Raw genomic sequence first — 16,329 nt, forward strand, 5'->3', positions numbered from 1 at the left:
ATCGTCGGCGAAAACCCAGAGTTTAGCTGACAAATTCAAAGCTTCTGCCGGAAACTCATACAACCTGCTGACCGATCAAAGGCCTGATAGGCGTGGCCGCCAGTAAAATCGATCAGTATCCTAGCACCCTCTCGCCCGCCGACGCTAAGATCACGCGGGCAGCTCAACAGGTTTAAAAACGAATGAATGCTCTAGCCCGCCGCGCCGCAGGCCTGCTGCTCAGCACAGTTTGTCTGCCCCTTTCAGCTTTGGCTGCCGATCCTCAACCCACCCATGAGTTCACCCTCGACAACGGCCTTAAAGTGGTCGTGCGCGAAGACCATCGCGCACCCGTGGTGGTTTCGCAGGTCTGGTACAAGGTCGGCTCCAGCTATGAAACCCCGGGCCAGACCGGTTTGTCCCATGCTCTGGAGCACATGATGTTCAAGGGCAGCGAGAAAGTCGGCCCAGGCGAAGCCTCGTTGATCCTGCGCGATCTCGGCGCCGAAGAGAACGCCTTCACCAGCGACGATTTCACCGCTTATTACCAGGTACTGGCCCGCGACCGCCTGGCCGTGGCCTTCGAGCTGGAAGCCGACCGCATGGCCAGCCTGCGCCTGCCGGCCGACGAGTTCAGCCGCGAAATCGAAGTGATCAAAGAAGAGCGCCGCCTGCGCACCGACGACAAACCCATGTCCAAGGCCTACGAGCGTTTCAAGGCCATGGCCTACCCGGCAAGCGGCTACCACACGCCGACCATCGGCTGGATGGCTGACCTGGACCGGATGAAAGTCGAGGAGCTGCGCAACTGGTACACGTCCTGGTATGTCCCGAACAACGCCACGCTGGTGGTGGTCGGCGACGTGACCCCGGATGAGGTCAAGGCCCTGGCGCAGCGCTACTTCGGTCCGATCGCCAAGCGTGACGTCCCCCCGGCGAAGATCCCTCTGGAACTGGCCGAGCCCGGCGAACGCCAGATAACCCTGCACGTGAAGACCCAACTGCCAAGCCTGATGCTCGGCTTCAATGTGCCAAGCATTGCCACTGCGGTGGACAAGCGCTCGGTGAATGCCTTGCGGCTGATCTCCGCCCTGCTGGACGGCGGTTACAGTGCACGCATCCCGACCCAGCTGGAGCGCGGCGAAGAACTGGTCTCCGGCGGTTCGTCGAATTACGACGCCTACACCCGCGGCGACAGTCTGTTCACGCTCTCCGCAACGCCCAACACCCAGAAAAACAAGACCATGGCCCAGGTCGAAACCGGTCTGTGGCGCCTGCTCGATCAGCTGAAAACCACCGCGCCAACGGCTGAAGAGCTGGAACGTGTCCGCGCCCAGGTGATCGCCGGCCTGGTCTACGAACGGGACTCGATCACCAGTCAGGCCACCGCCATCGGCCAACTGGAAACCGTCGGCCTGTCCTGGAAACTGATGGACACCGAGCTCGACGAGCTGAAAAGCGTGACCCCGCAAGACATCCAGAACGCCGCCCGCACTTATTTCACCCGCGAACGTCTCAGCGTTGCGCATGTACTGCCCGAGGAGACCGCCCATGAGTGAGCGCAAAAAATCACGCCTGGCCCTGATCGGCCTGGTGCTCGTCGCACTGCTAGGCTCGCTGGGTTTCTATCTCAGTCGCCCGAGCGAATCCGATGCCAGCCAGGCGCTGGATAAGGCCAAGGCCAGCAAGACGCTGCAATCGTTGGCCGAACTTGATGGCAAGGCGCCTGGCCGCCGGGCGCTGGACGTACAGACCTGGAAAACCGCCGAAGGCGCCAAGGTGCTGTTCGTTGAAGCCCGCGAACTGCCAATGTTCGACATGCGCCTGACCTTTGCTGCCGGCAGCAGCCAGGATGGCACTGCGCCCGGTCTGGCATTGCTGACCAACGCCATGCTCAACGAGGGCATCGCCGGCAAAGACGTCGGCGGGATCGCCGAAGGTTTCGAAGGCCTCGGTGCCGATTTCGGCAATGGCGCTTTCAAAGACATGGCCGTTGCTACGCTGCGCAGCCTCAGCGCGGTGGATAAACGCGAACCGGCCTTGAAGCTGTTTGCCGAAGTGGTGGGTAAACCGACCTTCCCAGCCGATTCCCTGGCGCGAATCAAGAACCAGATGCTCGCCGGTTTCGAATACCAGAAACAGAGTCCCGGCAAACTGGCGAGCCTTGAACTGATGAATCGTTTGTACGGCGATCACCCTTACGCCCACTCCAGCGACGGCACAGCGAAAAGCGTTCCGCCCATCACCCTCACTCAGCTGAAGGCATTCCACGCCAAGGCCTATGCCGCCGGCAATGTAGTGATCGCGCTGGTCGGCGACCTGTCGCGCAGCGAAGCCGAGGCCATTGCCGCACAAGTCTCCAGCGCACTGCCCAAAGGCCCGGCGCTGGCCAAGATCGAACCCCCGATTGAGCCCAAGGCCAGTATCGGCCATATCGAGTTCCCGTCCAATCAGACCAATCTGATGCTTGCGCAATTGGGCATCGACCGTGACGATCCGGACTACGCGGCGCTGTCCCTGGGCAATCAGATCCTCGGTGGTGGCGGATTCGGTACGCGCCTGATGAGCGAAGTCCGCGAGAAGCGTGGCCTGACTTACGGCGTATACTCCGGCTTCACCCCGATGCAGGCTCGCGGGCCGTTCATGATCAACCTGCAAACCCGCGCCGAAATGAGCGAAGGCACGCTGAAACTGGTCCAGGACGTTCTCGCCGATTACCTGAAAACCGGTCCGAGCCAGAAAGAACTGGACGATGCCAAGCGTGAACTGGCCGGCAGCTTTCCGCTGTCGACCGCCAGCAATGCCGATATCGTCGGGCAACTGGGTGCCATGGGGTTCTATAACCTGCCGCTCAGCTACCTTGAAGACTTCATGCAGCAGTCCCAGAGCCTGACCGTCGAGCAGGTCAAGACCGCACTGAATAACCACCTGAGTACCGACAAGATGGTCATCGTCAGCGCTGGTCCGACCGTGCCACAAAAGCCGTTACCGGCCCCTACTGATAAACCCGCCGAGCAGCCGCTCGGGGTTCCGGAGCATTAATGGCCAGCCCATCGCGTCCCAGCAAGAAACCGCTTCATAACGTCCATAACGGCGTTAACCAATTGCGCATCATCGGCGGCGAATGGCGTAGCCGTCGCCTGAGCTTCCCCGACGCTCCGGGCCTGCGCCCGACGCCGGACCGGGTTCGTGAAACCCTGTTCAACTGGCTCGCACCGTACGTGGCCGGGGCCAAAGTGCTCGACCCGTTCGCCGGCAGTGGCGCGTTGTTCCTTGAAGCGCTGTCCCGTGGCGCCGCCATGGGCCAGGCGCTGGACAGCAGCAACATCGCCGTGTCCAGCCTGCGCGAACACCTGGGCACCCTGCGCTGCACCACGGGCCAGGTGCAGACCGCCGACGCCTTGCGTTATCTGGAAAGCCAGCCGGCGATGGCGTTCGATCTGGTGTTTCTCGATCCGCCCTTCAACCAGAACCTGCTGCCCGTCGTCTGTGCTTTGCTCGAAGAGCGCCAGTGGCTGGCCGACAACGCCTGGATCTATACCGAAAGCGAAACCGCACCCTCGACCCTCGGCCTTCCGGCCAGCTGGCGCCTGCATCGGGAGCAGAAATCCGGGCGGGTCTACTATGCATTGTGGCAACGTATGGCAGAGACAGCCGGTTAATCGACCGGCCTGAAAAAGGTGCGTGCCCAGGTACGCACCGCTGCATCGAGAACCGCCGTGCCAACAGCTTCAGATCGTTTCACCCCTGCCCAGGGCTTGGGCAATCCGCACCTGCAAACCTTGTGGGGCCCGCTGTGGCGCAAAACCACCCATCTCGATCGACAACGCGAACGGCTGTGGCTTGAGGACGGCGACTTCCTCGACCTCGACTGGCATGGCCCTCATAGCCTTGATGCGCCTTTGGTGCTGGTATTGCACGGGCTGACCGGCTCCTCGAACTCGCCCTATGTAGCCGGCCTGCAAAAGGCCCTGGCGGCTCAGGGCTGGGGCAGTGTGGCGCTGAACTGGCGCGGCTGCTCCGGCGAACCCAACCTGCTGGCGCGCAGTTATCACTCCGGTGCCAGTGAAGACCTGGCGGCAGTAATCAGCCATTTGCGGGCACAGCGACCATTGGCTCCCTTGTATGCGGTGGGCTATTCGCTGGGCGGCAATGTGCTGCTCAAGCATTTGGGGGAAACCGGCGACAACAGCGAACTGCTGGGCGCGGTGGCGGTTTCGGTGCCCTTTCGTCTCGACCAGTGCGCCGACCGTATCGGCCAGGGTTTTTCCCGGGTCTATCAGGCGCACTTCATGCGTCAGATGCTCGCCTATATCAAAAACAAGCAGCGGCAATTCCAGCATGACGGCCGCCACGAAGGCCTGGCGACTCTGGCGCAGCTGGGCTCGCTGGACAACATGCGGACCTTCTGGGATTTCGACGGGCGGGTCACCGCGCCGCTTAACGGGTTTGTCGATGCAGAGGACTATTACCGGCGCGCGTCCAGTCGCTACTTTCTCGGCGCCATCCGCACACCGACCCTGATCATCCAGGCCGCTGACGATCCTTTCGTCTTCCCCCACAGCCTGCCGCAGGCCGGCGAGCTATCGTCGACCACAGAATTCGAATTGCAGGCCAGGGGCGGGCACGTCGGTTTTGTCGATGGAACCTTGCGTAATCCTGGCTACTACCTGGAGCGCAGGATCCCGCAATGGCTGACCGGTGCAGGTCACAGGTAGCGTTTATTGGGCCTATGACGTCGGGCATGATGATCCATTGTGGCGAGGGGACTTGCCCCCGCTGGAGCGCGATATAGGTCCCGAAATCAGTCAGCGCGGTTGATCAGATAAAACGTATTCACCGATTTTACGACTGCTTCGCAGCCGAGCGGGGGCAAGCCCCCTCGCCACAGCAAGCTCCCTGGCCACAGGTTTGCGCTCGGCACGAGGGCTGCGATCTTTTTGGCCACAGCGCAAGATCGTTCAAGACGGACTCAATCCGACTGCCTAAGATGCGGGCAATAAGGAGAGTCTTGATGACCCGTAAGCAGCTTTTTTCCCGAGGTATCCGCGACAGCTTTGCCATGGCCGTTGGCATTTTGCCGTTCGGGCTGATCTTCGGCACTCTGGCTGGCGCCGCCGGCCTGACGTTATGGCAGGCGGTCGGCATGTCGCTGTTCGTCTACGCCGGTTCCGCGCAATTCATCGTTATCAGCCTGTTCGGCGCGGGCGCCAGCGCCGTGGTGATTCTGTTGACGACTTTTATCGTCAACCTGCGCCATGTGCTCTACAGCGCCACGTTGCAGCCCCACGCCAGCCAGTTGCCGCAACGCTGGCGGGTGTTATTGGCGTTCTGGCTGACTGATGAAACCTTTGCCGTTGTCCAGCGCTTCTATCTACTGCACGGGGATCGGCCGCTGGCGCATTGGTATTGGCTCGGTGTGGCCAGTTCGCTGTACCTCTGCTGGGTCCTCAGCTCGCTGGTCGGCGTGCTGTTCGGCCAGGCGGTACCGGATTTGGCCAGTTGGGGGCTTGAGTTCGCCATGCTGGCGACCTTTATCGGCATCGTTGTGCCGTTGCTGCGCAATAAACCGCAAGTGGCTGCTGCCTTGGCGGCGGGTGCCGTGGCGTTGATGACTTACAACTGGCCCTACAAACTCGGGCTGATGGCGGCTGCGTTCAGCGGGATTGCCATGGGCGTTGTGCTGGAACGTCGACAGTTGGCGACCCGGTCGGGCAAGGAGTTGCACTCATGAGCTACTGGTGGCTGATTTTCGGCATGACGGCGATTACCTTTGTGCTGCGCTACAGTTTGTTCGCCTGGCCAAACCTGAGCTTCCCGCCGCTGGTGCGCCAGGGCTTGCACTATGTGCCGACAGCGGTGCTCACCGCCATTGTGGTGCCAGGCATGCTGCTGCCCGATGGTGAGCATTGGGCGCTGAACTTGAGTAATGCGTATTTGCTCGCGGGGCTGGCGGCGATCGCCATTGCCGCGTTGACCCGGCATTTGCTGGCGACCATTGGCGGCGGGATGCTGGTGTTCTTTTTGTTGCGATGGATGATGGGGCAGTTGCCGATTTGATCCGGGTATGCCCGAAAAGATCGCAGCCTGCGGCAGCTCCTACGGGATTTGTACACGACGCGATTCTGTAGGAGCTGCCGACAGGCTGCGATCTTTTCACTGCACACTCGATATGGAAGCGGACCTGGCTTCAATCGCCCTTCGCAACCCCACGCTGGGGATCGGTAATCCACTCACTCCAGGATCCCGCGTACAAACTGGCCAACGGATAGCCCGCCAGACACAACGCAAACAGGTTATGGCACGCCGTCACACCGGAACCGCAATACACCACCAGCTCACTCGGTGAACGGTCACCCAGCTTCGCGGCGAAACGTTGTTTGAGCTGGTCCGCCGGCAAGAACCGCCCGTCGCTGCCCAGGTTTTCGCTGAATGCCGCGCATTGTGCGCCGGGGATATGCCCGGCCACGGGGTCGATCGGCTCCACTTCGCCACGGAATCGTGGCTGGGCGCGAGCATCGAGCAAGGTCAGGGTCGGCCGGCCGAGGCGCTTTTGCAGCTGTTCGGCGCTCATTAGCAGCGAGTTGTCGGGTTTACCGGTAAAGCTGCCCGGCTCAGTACCAGGCGCGTCCAGACTTAATGGCAAACCGGCCGCATGCCAGGCCTTCAAACCGCCGTCGAGGATAAATACTCCGTCGCGCTTGCCCAGCCAGGCCAGCAGCCACCAGGCGCGCGCGGCAAAGGCGCCAGGGCCGTCGTCATACAGCACGACATCGCTGTCGGCATTGATACCCCAGGCCTGCAAGCGCTCAATCAGCTTTGCAGGATCGGGCAGTGGATGACGCCCGGTCACGCCCTTGACCACCCGACCACTGAGATCACGCTCCAGATCCGCGAAAGAAGAACCGGCGATATGCCCTTCGGCATAACTGCGCTGGCCGTAGTCCGGGTCTTCGAGGGCAAAACGGCAATCCAGAATCACCAGCCCTTCCTGTTCCTTTTTTTGGTCCAGAGCTTCAGGGCTGATCAATTGCGCAATGGGCATAGCGGGCTCCTGTGATGAGGTCATAGGTCAATCCTACTGCACTTCTTCCAGCGCCTGCGCCAATGGCACATAAAACTCCTCGAATAACGCATTCACCGCGTCCCGCGCCTGGTCCGTGACAAATCCGGCTTCCAGCACCAGCACCTGATAGACCCCGCGCTTGATCGCTTCTTCACTCAGATGCGTGGAATTTTCCCGCGTGGTGCAGAGAAAGCGTACCCAGGAGGTCAGGATGATCCAGGCGTTGAGGGTAAGAGACTCGATCTGGACCTTGTCCATTCGCAGAATGCCGGCCTCGACGAAGCCCTCATAAATGGCTCCACCCTGAATCAAACAACGCTGGGAAAAACGTCGATAACGGTCAGCCAGTTCCGCATCGCTGTCGAGCAGGTGCTCGAGATCCCGGTGCAGGAAGCGATAGCGCCACATGGCGGCGAGCAGCGCTTGCAGGTAATACCGTTTGTCTTCGACCGTGGCAGCGCGGCCTTGGGGTGGACGCAAAAAGCTGTCGACCAGGCTTTCGTATTCACTGAACAGTACGGCGATGATCGCCTGCTTGTTGGGGAAGTGGTAGTACAGGTTGCCCGGAGAAATCTCCATGTGGGCGGCGATATGGTTAGTGCTGACGCTGCGTTCACCCTGCTGATTGAACAACTCCAGGCTGTTCTGGACGATGCGCTCGCTGGTTTTTATCCGTGGGGCCATGGGCTTGGGCTTTAATTCATAGTGCGTTGCCGACCATCTTACGACCTATCCCGGATCGGATAAATCAAAGCTGTCGAGGGATGTTATTTGACTTTTTAGAGTATAGACTCTAAAAATCCAGTCACTAAAATAAAAAGGAGCCCTCCATGTCTGCCGATATTGCCTACCTGCAAGACACCCAACCGCAACTGGACGAGCTCCACCGCCTGTTTACCGCCCAGCGCCAGGCCTACGCAGCCAACCCGATGCCGCCAGCCGCGCAACGCCAGCAGTGGCTCAAGGCCCTGCGGGAGGTATTGAGCGACGAACGCCAGGCATTGATCGACGCCATCAGCCAGGACTTCAGTCATCGCAGCGCCGATGAAACCTTGCTCGCCGAGCTGATGCCCAGCCTGCACGGCATTCACTACGCCAGCAAACACCTCAAAGGCTGGATGAAAGCGTCCCGGCGCTCGGTGGGTGTGGCCTTCCAGCCGGCCTCGGCCAAGGTCATCTATCAGCCGCTGGGCGTGGTCGGAGTGATCGTGCCGTGGAACTATCCGCTTTACCTTGCCATTGGCCCGTTGGTCGGTGCGTTGTCCGCCGGTAACCGGGTGATGCTCAAGCTCAGCGAATCGACGCCAGCCACCGGGCAACTGCTCAAGCAATTGCTGGCGCGGGTCTTTCCAGAAGATCTGGTCTGCGTGGTACTGGGGGAAGCCGAGGTCGGCATGGCCTTTTCCCGACTGCGCTTCGATCACCTGCTGTTCACCGGCGCCACCAGTATCGGCAAACAGGTGATGCGCGCGGCGGCGGAACATCTGACTCCGGTGACTCTGGAACTGGGCGGCAAGTCCCCGGCCATCGTCTCCGCCGACGTACCGCTCAAGGATGCCGCCGAACGCATCGCCTTTGGCAAAACCCTGAACGCCGGACAAACCTGTGTCGCACCGGATTACGTGCTGATACCCGAGGATCGCGTAGACGCCTTCGTCGAAGCCTATCGCAAGGCCGTGCGTGGGTTTTATCCGGAACTTGCCGATAACCCGGACTACACCGCCATCATCAATGACCGGCAACTGGCGCGGCTCAACGGCTATATCAGTGACGCCACCAGCAAGGGCGCGCTGCTGATCCCGCTGTTCGAGCAGAACCAGGGCCGGCGCATGGGCCACAGCCTGTTGCTGAACGTCAACGACGAGATGACCGTGATGCAGGACGAAATCTTCGGCCCGCTGCTGCCCATCGTGCCCTACAAGGGTCTGGATCAGGCTTTTGCCTACATCAACCAACGGCCGCGGCCGCTGGCGCTCTACTACTTCGGCTACGACAAGACCGAGCAACGCCGCGTGCTCGATGAGACCCACTCCGGTGGCGTTTGCATCAACGACACCCTGCTGCATGTCGCTCAGGATGACTTGCCGTTCGGCGGCATCGGTGCCTCGGGAATGGGCCATTACCACGGCCGTGAAGGCTTCCTGACGTTCAGCAAGGCCAAGGGCGTACTGATCAAACAGCGGTTGAATGTCGCGAAGTTGATTTATCCGCCTTACGGCAAATCCATCCAGAAGCTGATTCAGAAGCTGTTTATCCGCTAACCCTACTGTCGTCGGGTAATAACAATAATGAACCCAAGCCTGTCTGAATCACCCGAGTTGTCACGCCGCAGTCTGTTGAAATTCAGCCTGTGCGCCAGCGCCTTCCTGGCCACCGCCGGGCTCGGCGCCAGCCTCAGCGGTTGCTCGGCCAATACTCCGGCCAGCGGCTTTGCGATTCTGCGCAGCAGTGACCTGGCATTGCTGCGGACGCTGATTCCGGTGATGCTCGAGGGAGCCACTGCCACCGAAAAAATGCCCGCCGCCATCGACGGCACCCTGCAAAGCCTGGATCGCGGCCTCGATCACCTATCACCGGAAATGCTCAAGCTGACCCGGCAGCTGTTCGACGTGCTCGGCATGCCTGTCACCCGCGGGCCATTGACCGGGGTCTGGGGCAGTTGGGAGAACGCCAGCGCCGATGATATCCGGCACTTTCTCAAGCGCTGGGAAAACAGCTCGCTGAGCCTGCTGCGCATGGGCCACTGCTCGCTTGTGCAACTGGTGATGATGGCCTGGTATGGCTGCGCTGAGTCGTGGGCGCATTGCGGGTATCCGGGGCCGCCCAAGATTTGAGATTGCGGTGCTCCATTCGCGGGCAAGCCCGCTCCCACACAAGCCCGCTCCCACAAAACAAAAATAAGAGAACCCGACATGCCCGTACCTGATCTGTTTCGCGAGGGCTTGGCCCGTGGCTGGAAAACCCGCGATGGCTCGCAACTCGAGCAGGACCTGACACTGGAAGCGGACGTGGCGATCATCGGCAGCGGTGCCGGTGGCGGGACCACCGCGGAAATTCTCAGTGCCGCCGGTTACAAGGTGCTGCTGATCGAAGAAGGCCCGCTCAAGACCAGCAGCGATTTCAAGATGCTCGAAGACCAGGCCTACGCCAGCCTCTATCAGGAAGGCATCGGCCGCATGAGCAAGGACGGCGCCATCACCATCCTGCAAGGCCGCGCGGTCGGCGGCACAACGCTGATCAACTGGACCTCCAGTTTTCGAACTCCAGAGCCGACGCTCGAACACTGGGCCAAGGAACACCAGGTCAAAGGCCACAGCCCCGCCGAGATGGCGCCCTGGTTCGAAAAAATGGAGCAACGCCTCGGCATCGCGCCCTGGATCATGCCGCCCAATGCCAACAACGATGTGATCAAGAAGGGTTGCGAAAGCCTTGGCTATGGCTGGCATGTGATCCCGCGCAACGTTCGCGGCTGCTGGAATCTCGGCTACTGCGGCATGGGCTGCCCGACCAATGCCAAACAATCGATGCTGGTGACCACCATTCCAGCCACCCTGGAAAACGGCGGCGAACTGCTGTATCTGGCCCGCGCCGAGCGCCTGCTGATCAAGCACGACAAGATCAGCGGCCTGCACTGTGTGGCCATGGATGCCCGTTGCGTCGCGCCGACCGGGCGCAGCATTACCGTCAAGGCGCGGCACTATGTGCTGGCCGGTGGCGGCATCAACAGTCCGGCCTTGCTGTTGCGCTCCGAGGCTCCCGACCCCCATCAGCGGCTTGGAAAACGGACTTTCCTGCATCTGGTGAACATGTCCGCCGGACATTTCGACGAAGTGATCAACCCGTTCTACGGCGCGCCTCAATCGATTTATTCCGATCATTTTCAATGGCAGGACGGCACCACCGGCAGGATGTCCTACAAACTGGAAGTGCCGCCACTGCATCCGGCGCTGGCCAGCACCTTGTTCGGCGGATTCGGCGCAGACAACGCCCTGCGCATGGAACAGCTGCCCCATACCCATGCCATGCTCGCGCTGCTGCGGGACGGTTTCCACCCGGACAGCCCCGGCGGCAGCGTCGAATTGCGCGGTGATGGCACGCCGGTACTCGACTACCAGGTTTCACCCTATGTCTGGGATGGCCTGCGCCGGGCCTTCCACAGCATGGCGGAAATTCAGTTCGCCGGCGGCGCCAGACAAGTCATGCCCCTGCACAGCGATGCCCGTTATGTAAAAACCCTGGCCGAAGCCCGCACGCTGATCGACGGTCTGAGCCTTGAGCTGTATCGCACGCGCCTGGGCAGTGCTCACGTGATGGGCGGCTGTGCCATGGGTGAAGAGCCGAAAAATGCCGTCTGCGACAGCCTCGGACGGCATCATCACTTGAGCAATCTGTCGATCCACGATGGTTCGCTGTTCCCCACCAGCATTGGCGCCAACCCACAGTTGTCGGTCTACGGGCTGACGGCGCAATTGGCGACTTCACTCGCCGAGCGTTTAAAAAGCTTGTGAAAAAGCACATTATTCGTACTGTCTATAGTCCTTTCTTCTTCTAAAGGCTGCTTGGCCGACCGGGACGGCTGCGATACCATCCGACTCCCCAACGGACTCCCGCCAGGACGACGCGATGAACCGAGTGTTGTACCCAGGTACCTTCGACCCTATTACCAGGGGCCATGGCGATCTGGTCGAGCGCGCCGCGCGCCTGTTCGACCATGTAATCATTGCTGTCGCCGCCAGCCCGAAGAAAAACCCGCTGTTTCCCCTGGAACAGCGAGTGGCGCTGGCCCGCGAGGTCACAAAACATTTGCCGAACGTCGAAGTCGTCGGCTTCTCCTCGCTGCTTGCGCACTTCGCCAAGGAGAAGAATGCCAATGTGTTTCTGCGAGGCCTGCGAGCGGTATCGGACTTCGAATATGAATTCCAGTTGGCCAACATGAACCGCCAGTTGGCGCCGGATGTGGAAAGTCTTTTCCTCACCCCGTCGGAGCGCTATTCATACATTTCCTCGACGCTGGTTCGTGAAATCGCAACTCTGGGCGGCGATATCACGAAGTTCGTCCACCCGTGCGTCGCTGACGCCCTGAACGAACGCTTCAAGAAGTAGCAAGGTAGCTCATCGCGCCCGCGTGCACTCCGGGCGCCAATGCGGCACAATTGTGCGCATTAGAGTTTTCATATGCCTGGGCCAGCCGCCCCGGCAGGAGTGCCCCATGTCCCTGATCATCACCGACGATTGCATCAATTGCGACGTCTGCGAACCCGAGTGTCCGAACGCCGCCATCTCTCAAGGCGAAGAGATCTACGTGATCGACCCGAACCTGTGCACCCAATGCGTCGGCCATTACGACGAACCGCAGTGCCAGCAGGTCTGCCCGGTCGACTGCATCCCGCTGGATGAAGCCCATCCGGAAACCGAAGAACAGCTGATGGCCAAGTACAAGATCATTACTGGCAAGGTGTAGGTTTCAGATATTGGGGTGCCTTTCAAAATAAGGGCTCTTGTAGGAGCAGCCGGGCGGCGTTCCGTTTGCTCGCGATGGACGTTAACGATAACGCGTGTTTTCTGAATACACGCGCCGCCCTTGAGTCCATCGCGAGCAAGCTCGCTCCTACAGTATTGGGGCAAGCAGCCACCCCCTCAATCACTCCCGCTGGTCATACCCTTCCCCGGTACACCCCAGACAACGAACGAACGCCGCTTTACCCGGATCGAGCACCAGCGCCTGACCGGCCTCGCCAATCCCGCCGCCAAACGCAGTAAAGGGCAACGACAGCACAAACACCCCCGCGCCTATGACAGTCGCCGCCACCAGCAATGGCCGGGCGATCAACAGGTCACCGATCATGGCGAAGGCCGGCGGGTTCTCAATGGCATAACTCGGGTCACCGCTGCCCTCCCCGGCAGACGCCCAGGCTGGCGAAGTTTGCAGGCCCAGGCTCAAGGCCAGCGCAACAGCGAGGGTAGGAAACAGATTCATGGCACGGTCCTTCAGCAAGCAAACGAGGGCTCACTATAGACCCTGAGGCCTACTCAGCTCTGGCAACGTGGGCAAAAAACGCTGGCGCGCTGCCCCAGACGAACCTCTCGCAGGCCTGTACCGCAGACTTTGCAGTGTTCATTGCCGCGCCCGTAGACGAACAATTCCTGCTGGAAGTAGCCGGGCTGACCGTCGCCACCGATAAAGTCGCGCAGGGTCGTACCACCGCGCTCGATAGCATGAGCGAGGATGCGTTTGATTTCGATGGCCAGCTTCAGGTAACGCGTCCGGGAAATGCCCTTGGCCTCCCGGCGCGGATCGATACCGGCAGCGAATAGCGCTTCAGTCGCGTAGATATTGCCCACGCCGACCACCACGGCGTTATCCATGATGAAGGGTTTCACCGCCATCGAGCGCCCGCGGGAAAGCTGGAACAGTCGTTCGCCGTCAAACAGATCGGTCAGCGGTTCCGGCCCCAGGCGAATCAACAGCTCGTGATTGAGTGGATCGAGGCTCCAGAGCATCGCCCCGAAACGCCGCGGGTCGGTGTAGCGCAAGGCCAGACCCGATTCCAGTTCGATATCCACATGTTCGTGCTTGGCCACCGGCATGCCGACTTCCACCAGGCGTAAATTTCCCGACATGCCCAAATGGCTGATCAGCGTCCCGACCTCGGCATTGATCAGCAGGTACTTGGCCCGTCGTTCGACCGTCACGATGCGCTGGCCGGACAGACGCACATCAAGGTCTTCCGGAATCGGCCAGCGCAAGCGCCGGTCACGGACGATCACCCGGCTGACGCGCTGGCCTTCCAGGTGCGGGGCGATACCGCGCCGGGTGGTTTCGACTTCAGGTAATTCAGGCATGGCACTCTCAGGTCAGAAAATAACCGACGCTCAACGGTGAGCGCCCAACTCGCGAATCGACTCTTTGAGGTTCTCGAAGTCGTAGTCCGAAAGGCCGACATAGTCGAGCACCAGGTGGCCGATGCTGTTCCACTCGTGGTCATCGATCTGATTGCCGAGGACCCGGTAGGAGGCGCAAATGTGTTCAGCCATCTTCAGTATCGCCAACAGGTTTTTCAACTGGCTGTTGCGCGACGATTCTTCGCTGAAGATCGCCAGCGCATTGTGGTGATTGGCGATCGCGTTGCTCACATGCTCCGGCAGACGCCAGGACTTCGCGGTGTAATAACCGACCACGGCATGGTTGGTGTTGAACGCCCGGTTCTCGGTGTCCACCACACGCCATTGCGCGCTGGCACTGGCATAAGACTCTTCAAGCACGGCCATGTAATTGGGGAAGCGCTTGAGCATCAGCGGCACCCCGCAATCATGAAACAACCCCAGGGCATAGGCTTCATCCACCGCTTGCGAGCCCACGCGCTTGGCCAGGGTCAGGGAGGTCATTGCCACATCCTGAGCGGTGTCCCAGAAACGGTTCAGGGTGACGATGGTGTCGTCGTTCATTTCGCCCTTGATCGACTGGGCGTTGATCAAATTGATAACCGAGCGGCTGCCCAACAGGTTCACTGCGCGCTGGATCGACGCGATCTTGTTGCTCAGCCCGTAATACGGCGAGTTGACGACCTTCAGCAGTGCCCCGGAGAGACCTGGATCCTGAGCAATCAACCGAGCGATGACTTCCAGGTCCGGGTCCGGCATGTACTGCTCCATCTGCAAATCCACCATGATTTGCGGTTGAGGCGGCACGCTGATGCCTTGCAAAACCTGTTGGATCTGTTCGGCGGAAAGCTCTTGGGACATAGGTACACACTCTGGACTAGGCGGCGATTCTAACCCTTATAAACTCCGATCCGACACCACCAAAACCCGATGCAACGCTGGGCTTTCTGTAGGAGCGAGCTTGCTCGCGATGGACGTGAACGATAACGCGTGTTTTCTGAATAAACGCGCCGCCCTTGAGACCATCGCGAGCAAGCTCGCCCCTACAGTCCATCCGGCCGCGCGGCCATTTACTACACAACAGGCTATACTCCCGCTCTTTTTTCCGGAGCGACGTCATGTCCCTGCCAAGCCTGCGCCTCAAAGCCAACGCCGACCGTCGTCTGCGCAACGGTCACCTGTGGGTCTACAGCAACGAAATCGATGTAGCCGCCACCCCACTGCACGGCTTCAAGGCGGGCGATCAAGCGATTCTGGAAGCTGCCGGCGGCAAGCCGCTGGGCATCGTCGCCATGAGCCCGAACAACCTGATCTGCGCCCGCCTGCTGTCACGCGACATCAAGTTGCCGCTGGACAAGTCGCTGCTGGTGCATCGCCTCAACGTGGCCCTGTCCCTGCGCGAACGGCTGTTTGATAAACCTTTCTATCGCCTGGTCTTCGGTGACTCCGATCTGCTGCCGGGCCTGGTAGTCGATCGTTTCGGCGACATTCTGGTGGTCCAGATCGCTTCGGCGACTATGGAAGCCCATAAAGACGACGTGATCGCAGCGCTGACCCAGGTGATCAAACCCAGCGGCATTCTGTTCAAGAATGACTCCGCCGCCCGTGATGCCGAAGGCCTCAATCGCTACGTCGAAACCGTCTTCGGCCTGGTGCCGGAGTGGGTTGCCCTGGAAGAGAATGGCGTGAAATTCGAAGCGCCAGTCATGGCCGGCCAGAAAACCGGCTGGTTCTACGACCACCGCATGAACCGCGCCCGCCTTGCCCCGTACGCCAAGGGTAAACGCGTGCTCGACCTGTTCAGCTACATCGGCGGCTGGGGCGTGCAAGCTGCAGCCTTCGGCGCCAGTGAAGTGTTCTGCGTCGACGCTTCGGCCTTCGCCCTCGATGGCGTCGAGCGCAACGCTGCGCTGAACGGTTTTGCCGAAAAAATCACCTGCATCGAAGGCGACGTCTTCGAAGCCCTGAAAGAACTGAAGGCCAGTGAAGAACGCTTCGACGTGATCGTCGCCGATCCACCCGCCTTCATCAAACGCAAGAAAGACCTGAAGAACGGCGAAGGCGCCTACCGCCGCCTGAACGAGCAAGCCATGCGCCTGCTCAGCAAAGACGGCATTCTGGTCAGCGCTTCGTGCTCCATGCACCTGCCCGAAGACGACCTGCAAAACATCCTGCTGACCAGCGCCCGTCACCTGGACCGCAATATCCAGCTGCTCGAACGCGGCGGCCAGGGTCCAGATCATCCGGTACACCCGGCAATCGCCGAAACGCGCTACATCAAGAGCATTACCTGCCGACTCCTGCCTAACAGCTAACCGCGGGCGCTCCCAAGGAGCGAGCTTGCTCGCGAAGATTCCCCACGCGACGCGGTCTTTCTGAAAGATCGTATCGTCGGGCGTTTT

General features: G+C 60.5%; 17 protein-coding genes. 12 read left to right on the top strand and 5 right to left on the bottom strand.

Annotated elements, in window-relative coordinates; translation table 11 throughout:
• Window positions 1-182 precede the first annotated feature (182 nt).
• The 6 genes from ACA064_RS29770 to ACA064_RS29795 all read left to right on the top strand — a co-directional run bounded on the left by ACA064_RS29770 (window position 183) and on the right by ACA064_RS29795 (window position 6,039).
• A complete protein-coding gene (locus ACA064_RS29770) occupies window positions 183-1,538 on the top strand; it encodes a M16 family metallopeptidase (protein ID WP_497671289.1) in 1,356 nt (451 codons plus the stop codon).
• Window positions 1,531-3,021: a M16 family metallopeptidase gene (locus ACA064_RS29775; RefSeq protein WP_497671290.1), complete on the top strand. Its 1,491-nt coding sequence runs from the start codon at window positions 1,531-1,533 to the stop codon at window positions 3,019-3,021. The genes ACA064_RS29770 and ACA064_RS29775 overlap by 8 nt, the downstream gene beginning before the upstream one ends.
• Window positions 3,021-3,641 carry a 16S rRNA (guanine(966)-N(2))-methyltransferase RsmD gene (gene rsmD, locus ACA064_RS29780; RefSeq protein ID WP_497671291.1) on the top strand — a complete coding sequence of 207 codons (621 nt, stop codon included), beginning with the start codon at window positions 3,021-3,023 and terminating at the stop codon, window positions 3,639-3,641. The genes ACA064_RS29775 and rsmD overlap by 1 nt, the downstream gene beginning before the upstream one ends.
• Window positions 3,642-3,698: 57 nt before the next feature.
• Window positions 3,699-4,697 (top strand): hydrolase, encoded by a 999-nt coding sequence (locus ACA064_RS29785; RefSeq protein ID WP_497671292.1) that lies wholly within the window; start codon window positions 3,699-3,701, stop codon window positions 4,695-4,697.
• A gap of 296 nt (window positions 4,698-4,993) precedes the next feature.
• Window positions 4,994-5,713 carry an AzlC family ABC transporter permease gene (locus ACA064_RS29790; protein WP_497671293.1) on the top strand — a complete coding sequence of 240 codons (720 nt, stop codon included), beginning with the start codon at window positions 4,994-4,996 and terminating at the stop codon, window positions 5,711-5,713.
• On the top strand, window positions 5,710-6,039 hold the full coding sequence (locus ACA064_RS29795) for an AzlD domain-containing protein (RefSeq protein ID WP_497671294.1): 330 nt from the start codon (window positions 5,710-5,712) through the stop codon (window positions 6,037-6,039). Before ACA064_RS29790 ends, ACA064_RS29795 begins: the two co-directional genes overlap by 4 nt.
• Window positions 6,040-6,169: 130 nt before the next feature.
• Here the strand turns inward: ACA064_RS29795 and ACA064_RS29800 are convergent, their stop codons facing one another.
• Complete coding sequence (locus ACA064_RS29800; protein WP_497671295.1) at window positions 6,170-7,024, bottom strand: sulfurtransferase; 855 nt, start codon at window positions 7,022-7,024, stop codon at window positions 6,170-6,172.
• Window positions 7,025-7,057: 33 nt separating this feature from the next.
• A complete protein-coding gene (locus tag ACA064_RS29805; RefSeq protein WP_150802966.1) occupies window positions 7,058-7,729 on the bottom strand; it encodes a TetR/AcrR family transcriptional regulator in 672 nt (223 codons plus the stop codon).
• A gap of 146 nt (window positions 7,730-7,875) precedes the next feature.
• On the opposite strand from ACA064_RS29805, the gene ACA064_RS29810 reads away from it, so the two are divergent.
• The 5 genes from ACA064_RS29810 to ACA064_RS29830 all read left to right on the top strand — a co-directional run bounded on the left by ACA064_RS29810 (window position 7,876) and on the right by ACA064_RS29830 (window position 12,506).
• Window positions 7,876-9,306, top strand: coding sequence for a coniferyl aldehyde dehydrogenase (locus ACA064_RS29810; protein ID WP_497671296.1), 1,431 nt, complete (start codon window positions 7,876-7,878; stop codon window positions 9,304-9,306).
• A 27-nt stretch (window positions 9,307-9,333) separates the two neighbouring features.
• A complete protein-coding gene (locus ACA064_RS29815) occupies window positions 9,334-9,879 on the top strand; it encodes a twin-arginine translocation pathway signal protein (RefSeq protein ID WP_497671297.1) in 546 nt (181 codons plus the stop codon).
• 78 nt (window positions 9,880-9,957) lie between these two features.
• Window positions 9,958-11,553 carry a GMC family oxidoreductase gene (locus tag ACA064_RS29820; protein WP_497671298.1) on the top strand — a complete coding sequence of 532 codons (1,596 nt, stop codon included), beginning with the start codon at window positions 9,958-9,960 and terminating at the stop codon, window positions 11,551-11,553.
• Between the two features lie 115 nt (window positions 11,554-11,668).
• Window positions 11,669-12,148 (top strand): pantetheine-phosphate adenylyltransferase, encoded by a 480-nt coding sequence (coaD, locus tag ACA064_RS29825; protein ID WP_497671299.1) that lies wholly within the window; start codon window positions 11,669-11,671, stop codon window positions 12,146-12,148.
• A gap of 106 nt (window positions 12,149-12,254) precedes the next feature.
• A complete protein-coding gene (locus tag ACA064_RS29830; protein WP_150642285.1) occupies window positions 12,255-12,506 on the top strand; it encodes a YfhL family 4Fe-4S dicluster ferredoxin in 252 nt (83 codons plus the stop codon).
• A 180-nt stretch (window positions 12,507-12,686) separates the two neighbouring features.
• Here the strand turns inward: ACA064_RS29830 and ACA064_RS29835 are convergent, their stop codons facing one another.
• From ACA064_RS29835 to ACA064_RS29845, 3 genes are read right to left on the bottom strand one after another with little or no spacing between them, the layout of a single operon-like run.
• The gene (locus ACA064_RS29835; RefSeq protein ID WP_497671300.1) at window positions 12,687-13,022 is read right to left on the bottom strand and encodes a multidrug transporter; all 336 of its coding nucleotides are present in this window, start codon (window positions 13,020-13,022) and stop codon (window positions 12,687-12,689) included.
• 53 nt (window positions 13,023-13,075) lie between these two features.
• Window positions 13,076-13,888, bottom strand: a complete 813-nt coding sequence (mutM, locus tag ACA064_RS29840) for a bifunctional DNA-formamidopyrimidine glycosylase/DNA-(apurinic or apyrimidinic site) lyase (protein WP_497671301.1) — start codon at window positions 13,886-13,888, stop codon at window positions 13,076-13,078.
• Window positions 13,889-13,918: 30 nt separating this feature from the next.
• The gene (locus tag ACA064_RS29845) at window positions 13,919-14,734 is read right to left on the bottom strand and encodes an HDOD domain-containing protein (RefSeq protein WP_497674355.1); all 816 of its coding nucleotides are present in this window, start codon (window positions 14,732-14,734) and stop codon (window positions 13,919-13,921) included.
• Window positions 14,735-15,045: 311 nt separating this feature from the next.
• Between ACA064_RS29845 and ACA064_RS29850 the strand changes: the two genes are divergently transcribed.
• On the top strand, window positions 15,046-16,242 hold the full coding sequence (locus tag ACA064_RS29850) for a class I SAM-dependent rRNA methyltransferase (protein WP_497671302.1): 1,197 nt from the start codon (window positions 15,046-15,048) through the stop codon (window positions 16,240-16,242).
• Window positions 16,243-16,329 lie beyond the last annotated feature (87 nt).

Source organism: Pseudomonas sp. LBUM1658, from assembly GCF_059716055.1.